Source organism: Otariodibacter sp. (genome assembly GCF_029256985.1).
GTDB lineage: Bacteria > Pseudomonadota > Gammaproteobacteria > Enterobacterales > Pasteurellaceae > Otariodibacter.
This window is the reverse complement of the sequence record NZ_JARIDQ010000045.1, coordinates 19,130-35,654: the sequence shown is the minus strand read 5'-3', so window position 1 is coordinate 35,654 and position 16,525 is coordinate 19,130. Positions and strand designations below refer to the sequence as shown.

Sequence of the window (16,525 nt, the reverse complement as noted above, 5' to 3'; positions counted from 1 at the left end):
AGGCTAGTTTTTTTATAAGTATCAGTTACCACCCCAATGCTCTATGTGCTACTTTATGACGAGCAAAAGTGAGTAGATTTAATGCCGCTAGACCTAAATTTCTAAGAGCTTGAGCTGGTAAAAATTCGCAACAAAAGATCGAGATCAGACCGCTTGTAGATCGCATAATTCTTTCTTGATCAGCTTGGCGGTTTTGATCAAAGGTATTTAATAATGTTTGATCGCCAATATCTTGCTGCTGATTAAATGCTTTACTCACTAATGTTGTTAATTCAAATAGATCTCGCATTCCCAAGTTAAAACCTTGCCCTGCAACAGGGTGAAGTAATTGTGAGGCATTACCGACAATAGCTAGACGATGATGAATGTGTGATTGGCTTTTTCGCAAAGAAAGAGGATAAACAAACCGCTTACTTACACGCAAGAATTTACCTAATTTCCAGCCAAATTGTTGCTGAATGGCATCCAAAAATTCATCATCTGAATAAGTCATTACTTTAGTGGTATCATTCATACACCAGACTAACGACATTGTTTTTTCAGTGAGTGGTAATAAGGCAAATGGACCTTGTGTAGTAAATCGCTCAAAGGCTTGATTTTGATGTAATTCACTAAGTTCAACATTAGCAATAATAGCGGATTGGTTGTATTCTTTGACTAATACGGTTTCGATTCCACACTGTTGAGCGATTTGAGATTGAATCCCATCTGCTGCCACTAATAGCTTACACTCAATGACTTCATCATTAGCTAAGGTCAGGGTACTGTGTGTTGCAGAACGTTCAATTTTCTCTACAGTATTTGGGCAAAAGAATGTGATGTTTTGATGCTGAGCGATGATATTATTAAGCTTTTCGCCAAGTTTAGCTAATTCAACCACAGCCCCTAATTGTGGCAAATGTAATTCTTCTGCCTCAATATGTGTTTTACCAAAATGTCCTTGATCTGAAACATGAATTTTATGGATAGGCGTTGAGATTTGAGCAATTAAATCAGCTAAATTTAACCCAACAAGCGGTTGGATCTTGGCTAACTTTTGCAAACTACCATAAGCAAGGGCGATAGAACGGGCATCGAATCCCCCTTGTTCTGCAAAATTAGGCACAGATTTTTCAATAATCGCAATACGCATTTTATGTGATGTGGCAGAGCTTAATGCGAGGGATAATATAGAGCCTGTAATTGCTCCTCCTACAATCGCAATATCAAATTGTTCAGCCATTTACTTTACCTCAATTAACGCTTTACTATCATCTTGAACCAATAATTTGCCCACTGGATAGAGATCAATATTCATTGTTTTTGCAATTTGTTGCACTGAACTGACCGCTTGTGGTTTTACTGCAATCAGTAAACCACCTGATGTTTGCGGATCGCAAAGAATGGCTTTTTGTTCATCTGTCATTGGTGAAATTAAATGCCCGTAGCTATCAAAGTTACGTTGTGTACCACCTGGTACAGCTCCTTGTGCAATATAATCTTTAACGCCGTCTAAGGCTTTAATCTGATCAACATAAACTTCTGCCCGAAGATTTGAGCCTTGACAAATTTCACTTAAATGACCTAATAATCCAAAGCCTGTTACATCCGTCATCGCAGTGACTTCCGGTAATTTAGCAAATTCAGCTCCCGCTAAATTCATTTGACACATCACATCACGGGCAAGATTTTTATGCTCATCCTTCAATTTTCCTTGTTTTTCTGCGGTCGTGAGTACACCGATTCCCAATGGTTTAGTGAGGAAAAGTTCACAATCTGCTTGAGCAGAGGCATTTTTCTTCACCTGATCAGTTGAAATAATCCCTGTTACCGCTAAACCAAAAATCGGTTCAGGAGAATCAATAGAGTGTCCACCTGCTAGAGCAATACCTGCTTGCTGGCAAGCGAAACGTCCACCATCGACTATCTTTTGTGCTACCTCTGGCGGAAGCACATTAATTGGAAAGCCTAAAATCGCAATGGCCATAATTGGTTTTCCACCCATAGCAAAAATATCACTGATAGCATTCGTCGCTGCAATTCGTCCGAAATCAAATGGATCATCAACAATCGGCATAAAGAAATCGGTAGTGCTAATAATGCCTACGCCATTGCCAATATCATAAACAGCAGCATCATCTTTTGTTTCATTGCCGACTAACAAATGCGGATCGATAAATTTAGCTTGTTCGGTGTGAAGTATTTGCTCGAGTGTTTTGGGTGAGATTTTACAACCACATCCTGCACCGTGGCTGTATTGAGTTAAACGAATGGAGTCTAGTTGCATTGTTGCCCCTCAATAGTCAATAAATTTATCGGATTGTACTCCTTTTTAAAAAAATTGACAGCAACTGACCGCTTGTAATGAATGTGATAAAATGCGATCACAATGAATGTAAACTATAAAAAAATTATGCCATCAATCAATCAATCTGCTTTAGTTCCGTATAGTGCGGAGCAAATGTATCAACTCGTGAATGATTATGAAAAATATCCAGAATTCTTATCAGGTTGTATTGCAACAAACACGATAAGTATTGGTGAAACTGAATTGAGTGCTGAATTAGTAATCCAGAAGTTGGGTATTAGTCAGCGATTTAGTACTCACAATACCATGATCCCTAACCGAAAAATTTCGATGGAATTATTAAATGGACCTTTCCGCTACCTAACAGGTGCTTGGATATTTGAACCATTTGATGAACAAAGTTGTAGAATTTCTTTTCAATTAGATTTTGAATTTTCTAATGCGTTAATTGCGATGGCATTCGGTAAAATTTTTAATGAGCTTACTATTAAAATGGTTAATGCTTTTAAGATAAGAGCGAAGGAGGTATATGGTGTCTGAACAAGCTGAAAAAATTATTGTAGAAGTTGTTTACGCCTATCCAGAAAAATATTTTTTGAAAAAGTTATCTTTAGATAAGCCCCTTTCTATTCAAAATGTGATTCTGCAATCAGGAGTATTGGAAAAATATACAGAAATTGATTTGAGAGAAAATAAAATTGGAATCTTTAGTCGCCCTGCAAAACTCACTGATTTAGTTGAAGATGGTGACCGTATTGAAATCTACCGTCCTCTGATTGCTGATCCAAAAGAAATTCGTAGAAAGAGAGCGGAACAACAGAAGAAGTGAATATATAGAATTTATAGTAGAATAGAAAGTATACGTCATATCAAGGATTTTTATTTTATAGTAACTACAGTAGCTAAATGATAGGGTTATCATATTTTTGAGTTCAGAAACTAATAAAAAGGAGAATAATGATGAAATTTATTTTATTTAGCGCTAGAGAAGATGAAAAAGAAGCTATCGCCTCTTATCAAAAAAATCATCCAGAAATTGAATTAGATGTCTATACCGATCACATTACAGAAGAAACAATGTCTTATATAAAGAAAGGTTATGATGGCCTTATTGCTAGTCAAGTGCCAGCGATTCCTGAGGAAGCTTACCATTTGATGAAAGAAGCAGGCATTAAAGTTTTTGCAACAAGATCAGCTGGTTTTGATATGTATAATTTAAAATTACTCAAAGAATTAGGCATTCGTTTCACTAGGGTTCCTGTTTATTCCCCATTTGCTATTGCAGAATTTGCATTTACAAATGCTATGTATTTTTCGAGAGATATTGATGTTATCCAGAAAAATAACAAAGTCGGTAATTTTCTTTTCACTGATGAGAATACCAGTACAGAAATTAGACATAAAACCGTAGGTATTATAGGTACAGGTAACATAGGAAGCCAAATAGCTAAGCTGTTTAGCAATACAGGAGCTAAAGTTATTGCTTATGATATTGTACCAAATAAAGCATTAGAAAATATTTTAACTTATGTCTCAAGTACTGAGGAGTTAGTAGAACAATCAGATATTATTTCACTGCATATTCCAGCATCGGAAGAAAATTATCACATGTTTAATAAAAAACTCTTTGATCTAGCCAAAAAGAAACCTATTTTCATCAATGCAGCAAGAGGAAGTTTAGTTGATACAGAAGCGCTATTAGATGCGATTGATAACAACCAAATAAGAGCAGCAGCTATTGATACCTATGAATTTGAAGGTCCTTACATGAATAGAAGGGTCAATCTTGAAGAGGTTACTGACAAGGTATTTTTGAGATTATTGAAACATGATAGAGTGCTTTATTCTCCTCACGTTGCTTTCCATACATACACAGCGATAGAAAATCTTGTACATATAGCAATAGATGGTGTTAGACGTATTCTCCAAGGTGAAGAGATTAAAGAGGAATTGAAATTAGATTAGCAAGAAGAAATTAAAAAACCGTGATGTGGTTATTTAAGACTATTCACGGTTTTTGTCGTTTTAAGCTGATATCTTTTCTAATTTGATAGCTAAAACATATTTATTCATTAGAAGCTAATGTTTTATAACCCGCCAATAAAGCCTCCCAATTCTTTTCAGAAAAATGAATATTGAGGCGTTCTTTTTCTTTATAAAATGAGCGTTTTAAGCGTGATAAGTTAGCTTGTTTCCAATCTTCGCCAGACTGAATTTTACACTTGTCAAAATCAATTAGCCAAAATTTGCCGTCATTTTTGCCGATTAAAATATTATGAATATTGAGATCAGAGTGATGAACTTGATGATTATGTAATTGACGAATTAGCTGTCCGATTGCGTGATATTGTCCATCAGTTAAAGCTGAAGCCTGTAAAAATTGACTGAGATCTTGTGTGTTGTCGATTCTTCCCAGTAAAATATCAGCTTGATAAAAGCATAAGAATCGATGAATTTTTAAAGCAAGTGGGTAGGGGGCAGGAATATTCCATTGGGTTAATTTCTCAAGAAGTTTAAATTCCTGATAGGCACGAGTGTTTTTGATACCATTGAATAAATAGCTATCTTTAATTAATTTACCAAATAACCCTCCTCGATAGTAATGGCGTAACACACTATTTATTGATAATTCAGATTTTGTGTCCAGAAACCACGTAATTCCTCTACCTGTTGATGAACCAAGTAAGCGGTCAGATTGTGAGAAATCTTTACAATTTAGTAAGTCTTTTACAAAAGACTGTTGAGAGTCGGATACAAAATCAGAATTAAAATGATAATATGTCATAACCTACTAGTTAATTAATTGAGAATAATTACTACTCATTTTACACAATTTTAATCTTTTTTTATTGTATTTTTATTGACTTTTCGTTGCCCTACATTGTTTTTTTAAAGTAATTTGATAGAATCTTTGGCTTGAAATTTTAGAGGATATTCAATGAACACCATTTCTCCAGAAGCACAGAGTGTTAGAGAGGCGTTGCTGGCTAAAGGTATTGAAACGCCAACCATTCCCCACCAAAAAGATAAAGATGATCGTCGAGCGGAAATTCAACAGCATATACGAGCGGTACTCGAATTACTTGGGTTAGATTTACGAGATGATAGTTTAGAAGAGACTCCGCACCGTTTAGCAAAAATGTATGTGGATGAAATCTTTAGTGGGCTGGATTATCAAACTTTTCCTAAAATTACGAAGATTCGTAATCAGATGAAAGTTAGCGAGATGGTGATCGTTGATGATATTACCTTAACCAGTACTTGTGAGCATCATTTTGTAACCATTGATGGTTCGGTCGCTGTTGCTTATTATCCCAAAGATTGGGTGATTGGATTATCTAAAATTAACCGCGTGGTGCAATTTTTTGCGCAACGTCCGCAAGTTCAAGAACGTTTTACGGAACAAATATTAACCGCATTTCAAACTATTTTAGAAACAGAAGACGTAGCAGTATATGTGAAAGCAACACACTTTTGTGTGAAATGTCGTGGTGTAAAAGATACTAATAGTCAAACAATGACATCTGCATTCGGCGGTGTATTCTTAAAAGATAGAGAAACTCGTAAAGAGTTTTTATCGCTTATTACCCGATAAGAAAAAATACAAGCGGTAAGATAAAAGGAAAAATTTGCAAATGAGAGTCGCATTAGGGATTGAGTATGATGGAAGCCGTTATTACGGTTGGCAACGACAACAACATTTAGATTCAGTCCAACAAAAACTGGAAGAAGCGTTATCAATAGTTGCAAATTTACCTTGTGAAGTATTTTGTGCAGGTAGAACTGATTCTGGTGTACATGGTACAGGGCAAGTTGTTCATTTTGATACAGAAGCGGATCGCCCTTTAAAAAGTTGGTGTTTTGGTACCAATGTGCATTTACCTTCTGATATTGCAGTGAAATGGGCAGTTGAAGTGAGCAATGATTTTCACGCTCGTTTTAGTGCAACAGCTCGTCGTTATCGTTATATTATTTATAATCAAAAATTACGTCCTGCAATTTTGCCATTTGGTGTTTCCCTTTATCATCCACCACTTGATCACGAAAAAATGCACGAAGCAGGGCAGTTTTTACTTGGTGAAAATGATTTTAGCTCATTTCGTGCAGCTCAATGCCAATCTAAATCCCCTTGGCGAAATGTCCATCATTTAAAAGTAACCCGTCAGCAAGATTACATTATCGTCGATATTCAAGCGAATGCGTTTGTGCATCATATGGTGCGTAATATTGTCGGTAGCTTAATTGAAGTTGGGCAAGGTAAACAACCGATAGAATGGATTAAGTGGTTACTGGAGCAAAAAGACAGAAAGTTAGCTGCTCCGACTGCAAAAGCAGAGGGATTATATTTAGTTGATGTGCATTATCCCGAACATTTCAATTTGCCTAAGGGACGTTTAGGCCCCTTGTTTTTAAATGATTAAAAAAAGCCAAACATAGTGTTCGGCTCATTATCTTATTTTTTTGCTAACTAGTTTTATGATTTAAAGTTATTCAACAACCTCATTTAAGTTTTTTAAGCTATCATCAGTACGGCGAGCTTCCTCTTTTTGTTTTTGTTTATTGAGTTGTGTTTCAAGTTTTGTTTCGACGTCGTTAATAGCCTTGTATAAATCCTCATCTTGAGCTTTTGCAAACAACTCTCCAGCAGGAGTACCAATTGAAGCTTCAACTTCATAACCGTTAGGTAGTTTGTGGATCATAAAATGCGGACTGATGAGTTGTATTTTCCATTTATTTAATTTTGCTAAACGCTCTTCAATGTGAGAGCGAATTGCTGGGGTAACATCCATTTGTTTGCTTGAAATATTGATTGTCATAGCATTTTCCTCATAATTAAAACATCTATAACCAAATAAATATAATTATTTATTGGTTAAGTTAAAGTTATGTGTTTCTTGATTGAATTTCAATACCTACTCAAAAGTAAAATCTCAAAATTTGATCTACTTAACACTTTTAATGTGTTTTCGACTATAATCTCAGCTTGGTAATTAAATGAATTGAACATTACTAAATAAAATAATTAGTTTTTTATAAAAAGAGAACAATATGAATCAAAAGCAGTTACCACCATTTCAATGGCATTTTCTGCATCCCAAATATTGGGGATTGTGGATTGGTTTTGGCGTATTTCGTCTTATCTTGTGTTTACCTTATCCTGTCTTAGTTCGTATTGGAAAAGGACTAGGCAAATTATTTGCATCATTAGGATTTGGCAAACGAAGAATGCGAATTGCACGTCGTAACCTTGAACTATGCTTCCCTGATTATACGGAACAACAAATCAATAAGATTCTAGCTAAGAACCTAGAGTCCGTAGGAATGGCGATTATTGAAACCGGGATGGCATGGTTTTGGTCAGATAAGCGAGTGTTAAAATGGTCTAAGATTGAGGGCATTGAACATCTACGCAATAGTGGTGAAAAAGGTGTGCTGTTTATTGGAGTTCATTTCCTGACTTTAGAATTAGGTGCTAGAATTGTTGGATTACATTATCAAGGTGTGGGAGTTTACCGCCCTAATGATAATCCACTTTTTGATTGGTTCCAGTTTAGAGGTCGAGTGAGATCGAATAAAGCGATGTTAGATCGAAAAGATGTGCGAGGAATGATAAAGGCATTATTGGATGGTAATGCTATGTGGTATGCGCCAGATCATGATTATGGGCGGAGAAAAAGTGTGTTTGTACCATTCTTTGCGGTTAAAGATGCTTGTACTACAACAGGCACAGCAATATTGCTAAAATCTGCTCCAAATAGTCTTGTGGTACCATTTTCACCAATTCGTCATGATGATTTTTCAGGTTATACAGTAAAAATTAGCCCACCAGCTGATATTTATGCTGATGAAGATGAGGTTGTGATTGCAACCAAAATGAATAAGTTGGTTGAAAAGGAAATTATGAGGGCTCAATCACAATATATGTGGTTACATCGTCGTTTTAAAACACGTCCGAATAAAGGTGATCCTAGTTTGTATGATTAAGTTATACGTACAAGCGGTTAGTTTAGATAAAAGATTTGCAAAATGGAGAATAAAGTGGAAAAAATAAAAGTTGTACTTGCAACAGGTAATGCGGGGAAAGTTAAAGAAATGGCGGATGTACTGAGCGAATATGGTTTTGATGTGGTTGCACAAAGTGAGTTTGGTTTGAGTAGTCCAGAAGAAACCGGTTTAACTTTCGTTGAGAATGCATTATTAAAAGCACGTTATGCTTCTCAAATGACGGGATTACCTGCTATTGCAGATGATTCAGGATTATCGGTTGAGGCACTAGGTGGCGCACCGGGATTATATTCTGCACGTTATGCTGGTATAGATGGGGATGATGCAGCAAATCGTCGAAAATTATTAAAAGAATTAGATGCGGTGGAAGATGAACATCGCAGAGCTAAATTTGTCAGTTGTATTGTGTTTCTCAAGCATGAAAAAGACCCAACCCCCAAAATTGCATTGGGTGAATGTTTTGGCACAATTTTACGTGAAGAGAAAGGTAATAATGGTTTTGGGTACGATTCTCTCTTTTTCTATCCGCCAAAACAATCTACTTTTGCTGAATTGGAAACGGCAGAAAAAAAGAAAATTTCGCATAGAGCGGTTGCATTGAAATCACTTAAACAACAATTAGAAGAGGAATACTAGTGTTAATTACAACTACGCCTTCATTTGAAGGTAAAGAAATTATTGAATATAAAGGATTAGTTTTTGGTGAAGTAGTTGCTGGTGCTAATTTTTTACGTGATTTATTTGCTGGTGTTACTGATTTCCTTGGTGGACGCTCTGGAGCTTATGAGAGTAAATTAAATCAATCCCGCCGAAATGCTTTGACTGAATTAGAACAAGAAGCAAAAAGGTTAGGTGCTAATGCAGTTGTTGGTGTTTCCTTTGAATATCAATCAATGGGTGGTGATAAGGGAATGTTTATCGTTGTGGCTACAGGGACAGCGGTAGTTGTACGCTAATGAATAAAGAGCAAGAGATCACGCCTTTCTTTTGGAAGAAAAAGTCATTACTGGAGATGAATGAAGCAGAATGGGAAGCTTTATGTGATGGCTGTGGTAAATGTTGCTATCGTAAATATCTTGAAGGTAGAGGCAAAAGAGAGCGTCTTTTCTATACTTCCGTTGCCTGTAATTTGTTAGATGTGGAATCGGGCAAATGTAGCAATTATCTCAATCGCTTTGAAATTGAACACGATTGCACAAAATTAACTAAACGAAATTTACCTGATTTTCACTGGCTACCTAAAACTTGTGCATATCGTTTATTGTATGAAGGTAAACCGTTATTCGATTGGCATCCACTTATTTCACAAGATCCAAATTCAGTAAAAAATGCGGATATTCTCATTAAAAACGGTATTCACGAAAAAGATGTGATAGATTGGTTTGAGTTTATTATTGATGAAGTCTAAACAAGCGGTAAGATTGTTCAATAATTTTGCAAAATTTAATCATAATAAATAGAGCATATAGGGAGAAAACAATGAAAACAGCATTAGTAACAGGAGCTACTGCAGGTTTTGGCTTAGCCATTTGCAAAAGTTTGATTGCTACAGGGTATAAAGTGATTGGAACAGGGCGACGAGCAGAACGTTTAGCTGAAATCAAAACAGAACTAGGTGATAATTTTCTCCCATTAGCCTTTGATGTGAGTGATACTCAACAAACAAAGGAAGCATTATCTAATCGTCCAGAAGGTTGGCAATCTATCGATCTACTCGTGAATAATGCAGGGTTAGCTCTTGGGCTTGAACCAGCTCATAAAGTGGATTTGCAAGATTGGTATCAAATGATTGATACGAATATCAAAGGGCTTGTTACCGTTACTCATCTTGTTCTACCTGAAATGGTAGAAAAAAACTCGGGGCATATCATTAATCTTGGCTCAATTGCGGGTACTTATCCATATCCGGGTGGTAATGTTTATGGAGCAACCAAAGCCTTTGTTAAACAATTTAGCTTAAATTTACGAGCAGATTTAGCGGGTACAGCAATACGTGTAAGTAATGTAGAACCGGGTTTAAGTGGCGGAACTGAGTTTTCTAACGTTCGTTTTAAAGGTGATGATGAAAAAGCTGCTAAAGTCTATGAAAACGTACAATCTATCACACCAGAAGATATTGCAAATATTGTATTATGGCTTAATCAACAACCTCCTCATGTAAACATCAATCGTGTTGAGGTGATGCCAACCGCACAAACTTTTGCGCCATTGAATGTGCATAGAGAAATGCGTTAAGTGATCCTGAATTCTTAGCTATAACTATACGGTCAATCTGAGTTTAATAAAAATTCTATTCTGATTGACCGTATTTTTGTTTGTGTGAGAAGTTATATGGTTATATATAATTTTGCAAAATATTAAAATGAACTAACCGCTTGTATTTAGCTAGAATAAGGAGAAGAAGTGAAAAAATCGGTCTTGATGTCGTTATGTTTAATTGGCTTATTTGGGTGTGAATCGATAGATTATTATAAAGATGAACGTTCAGCACGTTTCATTTATGGAGATGCAGAATTTGAGCGTTTAGTTAAAGAGGGTAAGTTGAAAAAGATGGAAACCCAAACAATTCAATTTGAGAATCACAAGATACAAGAAACAAAATAACCGATTGATTTGTTAGAAAAGAATTTTAAGGGCTAAGTCATTACTTAGCCCTTAATTTTATCGTGTTAGAAAATTAAATTGCATAGCCTAGTGCATAGAATGCAACGAGGACAATAGCAATAATTACTGTACCAATATTAAGTCTTTTAACTTCACCTGAAATAATACGGCCAAGTACTAAGCTTGCAAATCCAAGCATGATACCTGTAACAATATTAGCAGTAAGCACGATAAATACTGCACAAATTAAACCTGACATAGCCCCAACGAAATCATCAAAGTCTAATTTAGATACGTTGCTTAACATTAAAAGTCCAACATACATTAGTGCTGGTGCAGTTGCGTATCCCGGTACTAAAAATGCAAGAGGTTGGAAGAAAAGCATTAGTAGGAAAAGAATACCAACAACGATTGCAGTTAGACCTGTTTTTCCACCCACAGCTGTACCGGCAGCAGATTCAATATAAACAGCAGCGGGTGCAGTACCGAATAAACCAGAAAGAATACTACTCATTGAGTCAGAAGTAAGGGCTTTACCACCATTGATAATTTGACCTTGTTTATCAAGTAGATTCGCTTGGCCTGCTACTGCTCGTATTGTACCTGTAGCATCAAAAATTGCAGTCATCACTAGTGCAAATACTACAGGAAGGATAGCGGTATTTAATGCCCCCATAATATCTAAATTAAATAATTGAGAGTTTTCACCAAAGCTTGGCAGTTTAAAAACATTACCTTCAAATTTAACATTTGGATCGATAATTAAACCGATAACTGTAATAGCGATAATTACCCATAGGATAGAACCTTTTACTTGTAAGCGTTCTAAGCCAATAATTGTAGCTAATCCAATTAATGTCATAATAACAGGGAATGAAGTAAATTCGCCCATTTTTACAGGTAAACCAGCATTATTTCCGACTACTAAACCAACACCATTTGTTGCGATTAAAAGTAAAAATAAGCCAATTCCAATCCCTGCACCATGGGCAATACTTGAAGGTAGATTACGCAAAATCCAACCACGGATTCCTGTTACTGACACAAGTGTGAAAACTACACCCATTAAAAATATTGCACCTAATGCAACAGGTACACTAATTCCTTGGCCTAGAACTAAGCTAAAAGCGGTAAATGCAGTAAGTGAAATCGCACAACCAATAGCCATTGGCACATTAGCCCATAAGCCGATTAAAATAGATCCTAAACCTGCAACTAAACAGGTGGCAATAAAAACAGAATCAGCAGGGAAACCTGCTGCACTTAACATATTTGGAACAACGATGACAGAATAAACCATAGCAAGGAAAGTAGTTAAACCAGCGATGATTTCTTGTCTAATGTTGGAGCCTCGTTCTTTTAGTTGAAAGAGAGATTGAACCGACATGATAGGCCTCAAGATAGTTATAAAAAAATTAGGCGAGCATTCTACACAAGCATTTTTCATTAAGCAAACGATTGCTTAATATAGGTAGTATTTAAAAAGATTGGAGTTTTAATTTTGTAAATGCTGTTCATATTGTTGCAGAATATCAACAATCAATTCTTTTTTTCCGATATGCTGAATTTCATAGCTAAATTCTCCCTCGTTAATAGTAACTTGTAAGGGATAAGTTTTTTCGATTTCATCATTCAGTTCAGTATTTTCCGTAATTTGTAATTGTGCTTCAAGCACATAGCTAAACAAATGTTTATTTGGAGTTTCGATAGTAAATAGGACTTTAGGTAGCGAGTGTTCAAATTCTGTTTCTAAATGGACATCAAGATCATAAATCCCAATTAGTTCTTGGCGTAATTCACGCATAGCAGTCAACACGGTATGTTTTAAATAGAAAAGCATTTCTTTTTTATCATGAGTTGTGAGCAATTCAGTTAATTGATCACGCCATTCTTTATTATCCCATGCTTGATTATTCAATTCTGTATTGTAATAGTAATAGTCAAATTTTAACCCTTTGATTAAACTATACGCCATTCCTAACATCAGAAATACAAAAGGTAGTGAGAAAATTAGCATGGTAGAATGTAGCGCATCTAAGCCACCAGATCGAAAAAGGATAAATGTTATACCCGCTAATAATCCTCCCCACATAATCGCTTGCCAATTAGGTGAAACAATACTTTTATCTCGAGATGAGATGTTATTTAAAATGTAGATACCAAAATCAATGGTGGTAATAAAAAAAAGCAAGATAATTGCTACTGTTACATAGTAGGAAATAGATGAAAATGGCAAATAATCCAAAAAAGCAAAAAGTAATTTTCCTGCTTGGCTAATTAATTCATTTAATTTGCCATCAGCGAGATAATCATTGATCCAAATTGCACTATTACCAAAAACAGTAAACCAAATAATAAAAAATATACTTGGTACTATAAGAATACCAAAAATAAACTCTCTGATACTTCTTCCTCTGGAAATACGAGCAATAAAGATCCCAAAAGAAGGAGCCCAAGAGAACCACCAAGCCCAATACAAAATCGTCCAATCAGTAAACCATTTTGTTTTCTCAGGCTCGTAAACATAAGTCCGAAAGCCCGTATTAATAAATCCACTTAAGTAGTAACCTATATTTTCAGTAAATGCTGACATTAAGTAAGCTGTAGGGCCTGTAATTAATACAAAAATAAGTAATACAATAGATAAAGTTAAATTGATCTGGCTGATGATTTTTAGTCCATGAGCTAATTTTCTCATTGAAAGCATAATTGCAACAATAAAAATACCACCCAAAATAATTTGGATTGAAATTCGGTAGTTAGCAAAAGCATTGGTTAGACGAATAGCACTATATGCAAGTGTTGTAACTAATCCAAAAAGAGTTGTACATAATCCTAATATATCAATAATATCACCTAGTACACCATCAATTTTTTGTTTAAGTATGGGATAAAAGCAGGAGCGAAGAGACAATGGTAATTTATACCTAAAGCCGAAGTAAGCGATAGCAAGTGCAATCACACCATAAATAGCCCAAGCATTAATACTCCAGTGAAAAATACTTTGAAATAATGCTTCTCGCTCCACGTATTGATCTGAAAGTGGAGATACTACGTGTGAAAGAGGTTCAGCTATACCCAGAAAGATAATACCTATTCCCATACCGGCAGTAAAAAGTAGTGAAAACCAAGCTCCTTGACTAAATTCAGGTTCTTCTTCATCCATCCCTAGTTTTATATCACCATATCGACTTAATGATAAAAAGCCTAAAAAAAAGATAAAGAACGCACTAGTTAGAATATAAAACCAGCTAAATTCCTTAAAGATAATTCGTTTGATTGAATAAAGGTGAGAGAGAGACCATTCTGGTTTGAAAATAACAAAACCGATAATTATGCTACAAAGAATTAAACTACTAAAAACGACTTTCTTATTAAATGTAGAATTAAATTTAAATGGAAACATAAGCCTAGATTGAACTAGGGGGCGATAAACGCCCCCTTGATTATTTTTATGAAATAATGGATAGAACTATTCTGCTAATTCAGTTTGTTCATGAGCCATTAATTCTTGACCGACATTATCGAGTAGTGTCATATAACGTTCATATTGTTTTAGAATATCAACAATAAGTTCATTGCGTGTCATGTATTGTACATCATAACCTGTTCTTCCATCAAAGAAATAAGTAATAGGTTGATAAGTTTTTGTATGTTGGATATGAGGTAAGCCATCATCACTGATTAATTGTTCAGCAGTTTCGTGGCTTGTACATCTAATTCCATATTTGAAATCACGCATTGCTTCTTTATGAATAATAATTTCTACACTTGGTTCTTCAGGATCTTCAAGATCTTGAATTACTTCAACATTAAGATTATGAACTCCAATTAATTCTTGACGTAATTCACGCATTGCTGGTAACGCAGTACGTTTTAAGAATTTGATAATATCACTTTCTTGTGTTTGAACAAGCATTTGGCCAAGACGTTCTTTCCATTTATCACCATTCCAGAATACGCTTGTTGGTGTTACTTTCGCTTCAAAGTATTTCTTGTCAGCAGTCACACCTTTCCATAAACTTATGCACATAATGAGCATAAGAATTGCGAATGGAAGGGCAAATATTAGCGTCATAGTTTGTAAGGTACCTAAGCCGCCATCTTTCATTAATACGATGGCTACAACAGACATTAAGATTCCCCACATAATTGCTTGCCAACTTGGAGATGACATACTCTTATCGCGAGATGAGATATTATTTAATACATAGATACCTGAGTCCGCAGATGTAATAAAGAATAATGAAATAATAACAAGAGCAACTATTCCAGTAATAGTTGATAAAGGCAAATAATCTAAAAACTTAAATAATAGTGTTTCTGGTGAAGATATTAATGCACTTAATGCACCATCTGCAACATTAGTATCTAACCAAATTGCACTATTACCGAAAATTGTAAACCATAAAACACAGAAAAGTGATGGGATTGCTAATACACCAAAGATAAACTCACGAATCGTACGTCCACGAGAGATACGTGCAATAAATAATCCTACAAATGGCGCCCAAGAACACCACCATGCCCAATATAGAACTGTCCATCCAGTAAACCATCCTGTATTTTCTGATTCATAGATATAGGTTTTAAAGCTTAATTGGATAACCCCACTTAAATAACTACCTAAGTTATCACTGAATGATGATAATAAGTAAAGAGTAGGACCTACAATTAATACAAATAGCATAAGTGAAAATGCTAATCCTAAATTGATTTCACTCAGCATTTTAACACCTTTACCAACACCTGATATGGCAGAGATTACCGCAAGTGTCATTACGACAAGTATAACAATAACTTGAACTGAAAAGTTACTTTCATTAAGTATTCCAATCTGCTCTAAGCCTGCACCAAGCTGTGATGCGCCATATCCAAGAGTAGTGATAATACCAAAAAGAGTTGCAATTAAAGCAACAATATCAATAATATCACCAATTTTACCGTTAATACGATCTTTTAATAAAGGATAAAAACATGAGCGTAAAGCCAGAGGTAATTTATAGCGGAATCCGAAGTAAGCTAATGCTAGAGCTATGACTGCATAACAAGCCCAAGCATGAATCCCCCAGTGAAAGAATGTATGTAACAATGCTTCTTGTTGTTTATGTTCTAATGAACCAGTAGTAATCGATGAGGTGAAGTGAGTTAATGGTTCAGCTACGCCAAAGAACATTAATCCAACCCCCATACCTGCAGCAAATAACATAGCTAACCATGAAATAAATGAAAATTCCGGTTCTTCTTCATTTGAACCTAATTTTATATTTCCTAAGCTGCTGACAGATAAAATAAGTAAGAAAAATAAAAATATTGAGAAAGAAAGGATATAAAACCAACTAAAGTCTACAAAAATAGTAGCTTTAGCCCAATTTAGTACCTCTTGACTTTGTTCAGGTAAAATAAGTGTTAAAGCAACAAGCATTAACACTAATAACAGTGTTATAGATATAACGAAAGGATTAAATGAAGATCGATCATTAATCAATTTAGACAAAAACAAAATATACTCCTATTTTGTTACAAAATATATTTGGTAAAAAAATTATGATGTTGTTGAGACAAAACATATAAAGTTTGAAGTGTAAAATAAAATAAGGGAAATTTTAAAAAAATAGATGAAATTCC

General features: G+C 35.1%; 18 protein-coding genes. 11 read left to right on the top strand and 7 right to left on the bottom strand.

The features are described from left to right. Positions 1-25: 25 nt before the first annotated feature. The gene (gene ubiH, locus Q1J40_RS04750) at positions 26-1,222 is read right to left on the bottom strand and encodes a 2-octaprenyl-6-methoxyphenyl hydroxylase (protein WP_301098896.1); all 1,197 of its coding nucleotides are present in this window, start codon (positions 1,220-1,222) and stop codon (positions 26-28) included. Continuing rightward, positions 1,223-2,266: a selenide, water dikinase SelD gene (gene selD / locus Q1J40_RS04745; protein ID WP_301098895.1), complete on the bottom strand. Its 1,044-nt coding sequence runs from the start codon at positions 2,264-2,266 to the stop codon at positions 1,223-1,225. Between the two features lie 126 nt (positions 2,267-2,392). Between selD and Q1J40_RS04740 the strand changes: the two genes are divergently transcribed. From Q1J40_RS04740 to Q1J40_RS04730, 3 genes are all read left to right on the top strand, one after another. Beyond that, positions 2,393-2,827, top strand: a complete 435-nt coding sequence (locus Q1J40_RS04740; protein WP_301098931.1) for a type II toxin-antitoxin system RatA family toxin — start codon at positions 2,393-2,395, stop codon at positions 2,825-2,827. Beyond that, positions 2,817-3,116 (top strand): RnfH family protein, encoded by a 300-nt coding sequence (locus Q1J40_RS04735; protein WP_301098893.1) that lies wholly within the window; start codon positions 2,817-2,819, stop codon positions 3,114-3,116. Before Q1J40_RS04740 ends, Q1J40_RS04735 begins: the two co-directional genes overlap by 11 nt. Before the next feature lie 128 nt (positions 3,117-3,244). Then, on the top strand, positions 3,245-4,252 hold the full coding sequence (locus tag Q1J40_RS04730; protein WP_301098892.1) for an NAD(P)-dependent oxidoreductase: 1,008 nt from the start codon (positions 3,245-3,247) through the stop codon (positions 4,250-4,252). Between the two features lie 100 nt (positions 4,253-4,352). Here Q1J40_RS04730 and Q1J40_RS04725 read toward each other — a convergent pair whose 3' ends face one another. Continuing rightward, positions 4,353-5,072 (bottom strand): 3-deoxy-D-manno-octulosonic acid kinase, encoded by a 720-nt coding sequence (locus Q1J40_RS04725; protein ID WP_301098891.1) that lies wholly within the window; start codon positions 5,070-5,072, stop codon positions 4,353-4,355. A 153-nt stretch (positions 5,073-5,225) separates the two neighbouring features. On the opposite strand from Q1J40_RS04725, the gene folE reads away from it, so the two are divergent. After that, on the top strand, positions 5,226-5,882 hold the full coding sequence (gene folE, locus Q1J40_RS04720) for a GTP cyclohydrolase I FolE (RefSeq protein WP_301098890.1): 657 nt from the start codon (positions 5,226-5,228) through the stop codon (positions 5,880-5,882). A 40-nt stretch (positions 5,883-5,922) separates the two neighbouring features. Continuing rightward, positions 5,923-6,708: a tRNA pseudouridine(38-40) synthase TruA gene (truA, locus tag Q1J40_RS04715; protein WP_301098889.1), complete on the top strand. Its 786-nt coding sequence runs from the start codon at positions 5,923-5,925 to the stop codon at positions 6,706-6,708. A 66-nt stretch (positions 6,709-6,774) separates the two neighbouring features. Here the strand turns inward: truA and hpf are convergent, their stop codons facing one another. Further along, positions 6,775-7,104 (bottom strand): ribosome hibernation-promoting factor, HPF/YfiA family, encoded by a 330-nt coding sequence (gene hpf, locus Q1J40_RS04710; RefSeq protein WP_301098888.1) that lies wholly within the window; start codon positions 7,102-7,104, stop codon positions 6,775-6,777. Between the two features lie 232 nt (positions 7,105-7,336). On the opposite strand from hpf, the gene Q1J40_RS04705 reads away from it, so the two are divergent. From Q1J40_RS04705 to Q1J40_RS04680, 6 genes are all read left to right on the top strand, one after another. Further along, positions 7,337-8,272: a Kdo(2)-lipid IV(A) acyltransferase gene (locus Q1J40_RS04705; RefSeq protein WP_301098887.1), complete on the top strand. Its 936-nt coding sequence runs from the start codon at positions 7,337-7,339 to the stop codon at positions 8,270-8,272. 54 nt (positions 8,273-8,326) lie between these two features. Further along, the gene (gene rdgB / locus Q1J40_RS04700; protein ID WP_301098886.1) at positions 8,327-8,929 is read left to right on the top strand and encodes an RdgB/HAM1 family non-canonical purine NTP pyrophosphatase; all 603 of its coding nucleotides are present in this window, start codon (positions 8,327-8,329) and stop codon (positions 8,927-8,929) included. Next, a complete protein-coding gene (locus Q1J40_RS04695; protein WP_301098885.1) occupies positions 8,929-9,249 on the top strand; it encodes a YbjQ family protein in 321 nt (106 codons plus the stop codon). Before rdgB ends, Q1J40_RS04695 begins: the two co-directional genes overlap by 1 nt. Then, positions 9,249-9,701, top strand: coding sequence for a YcgN family cysteine cluster protein (locus Q1J40_RS04690; protein ID WP_301098884.1), 453 nt, complete (start codon positions 9,249-9,251; stop codon positions 9,699-9,701). The genes Q1J40_RS04695 and Q1J40_RS04690 overlap by 1 nt, the downstream gene beginning before the upstream one ends. A gap of 71 nt (positions 9,702-9,772) precedes the next feature. Further along, the gene (locus tag Q1J40_RS04685) at positions 9,773-10,528 is read left to right on the top strand and encodes an SDR family oxidoreductase (protein WP_301098883.1); all 756 of its coding nucleotides are present in this window, start codon (positions 9,773-9,775) and stop codon (positions 10,526-10,528) included. Between the two features lie 168 nt (positions 10,529-10,696). Next, positions 10,697-10,897 (top strand): hypothetical protein, encoded by a 201-nt coding sequence (locus Q1J40_RS04680; RefSeq protein ID WP_301098882.1) that lies wholly within the window; start codon positions 10,697-10,699, stop codon positions 10,895-10,897. A 73-nt stretch (positions 10,898-10,970) separates the two neighbouring features. Here Q1J40_RS04680 and Q1J40_RS04675 read toward each other — a convergent pair whose 3' ends face one another. From Q1J40_RS04675 to Q1J40_RS04665, 3 genes are all read right to left on the bottom strand, one after another. Next, a complete protein-coding gene (locus tag Q1J40_RS04675) occupies positions 10,971-12,284 on the bottom strand; it encodes an NCS2 family permease (protein WP_301098881.1) in 1,314 nt (437 codons plus the stop codon). A 108-nt stretch (positions 12,285-12,392) separates the two neighbouring features. Further along, on the bottom strand, positions 12,393-14,303 hold the full coding sequence (locus Q1J40_RS04670) for a BCCT family transporter (RefSeq protein ID WP_301098880.1): 1,911 nt from the start codon (positions 14,301-14,303) through the stop codon (positions 12,393-12,395). A 66-nt stretch (positions 14,304-14,369) separates the two neighbouring features. Further along, positions 14,370-16,382 carry a BCCT family transporter gene (locus tag Q1J40_RS04665; RefSeq protein ID WP_502306657.1) on the bottom strand — a complete coding sequence of 671 codons (2,013 nt, stop codon included), beginning with the start codon at positions 16,380-16,382 and terminating at the stop codon, positions 14,370-14,372. Between the last annotated feature and the right edge of the window lie 143 nt (positions 16,383-16,525).

Coding starts and splice junctions, on each gene's coding strand:
- ubiH (WP_301098896.1), bottom strand. CDS start 1,222: ATGGCTGAACAATTTGATATTGCGATTGTAGGAGGAGCAATTACAGGC.
- selD (WP_301098895.1), bottom strand. CDS start 2,266: ATGCAACTAGACTCCATTCGTTTAACTCAATACAGCCACGGTGCAGGA.
- Q1J40_RS04740 (WP_301098931.1), top strand. CDS start 2,393: ATGCCATCAATCAATCAATCTGCTTTAGTTCCGTATAGTGCGGAGCAA.
- Q1J40_RS04735 (WP_301098893.1), top strand. CDS start 2,817: ATGGTGTCTGAACAAGCTGAAAAAATTATTGTAGAAGTTGTTTACGCC.
- Q1J40_RS04730 (WP_301098892.1), top strand. CDS start 3,245: ATGATGAAATTTATTTTATTTAGCGCTAGAGAAGATGAAAAAGAAGCT.
- Q1J40_RS04725 (WP_301098891.1), bottom strand. CDS start 5,072: ATGACATATTATCATTTTAATTCTGATTTTGTATCCGACTCTCAACAG.
- folE (WP_301098890.1), top strand. CDS start 5,226: ATGAACACCATTTCTCCAGAAGCACAGAGTGTTAGAGAGGCGTTGCTG.
- truA (WP_301098889.1), top strand. CDS start 5,923: ATGAGAGTCGCATTAGGGATTGAGTATGATGGAAGCCGTTATTACGGT.
- hpf (WP_301098888.1), bottom strand. CDS start 7,104: ATGACAATCAATATTTCAAGCAAACAAATGGATGTTACCCCAGCAATT.
- Q1J40_RS04705 (WP_301098887.1), top strand. CDS start 7,337: ATGAATCAAAAGCAGTTACCACCATTTCAATGGCATTTTCTGCATCCC.
- Q1J40_RS04690 (WP_301098884.1), top strand. CDS start 9,249: ATGAATAAAGAGCAAGAGATCACGCCTTTCTTTTGGAAGAAAAAGTCA.
- Q1J40_RS04685 (WP_301098883.1), top strand. CDS start 9,773: ATGAAAACAGCATTAGTAACAGGAGCTACTGCAGGTTTTGGCTTAGCC.
- Q1J40_RS04675 (WP_301098881.1), bottom strand. CDS start 12,284: ATGTCGGTTCAATCTCTCTTTCAACTAAAAGAACGAGGCTCCAACATT.
- Q1J40_RS04670 (WP_301098880.1), bottom strand. CDS start 14,303: ATGTTTCCATTTAAATTTAATTCTACATTTAATAAGAAAGTCGTTTTT.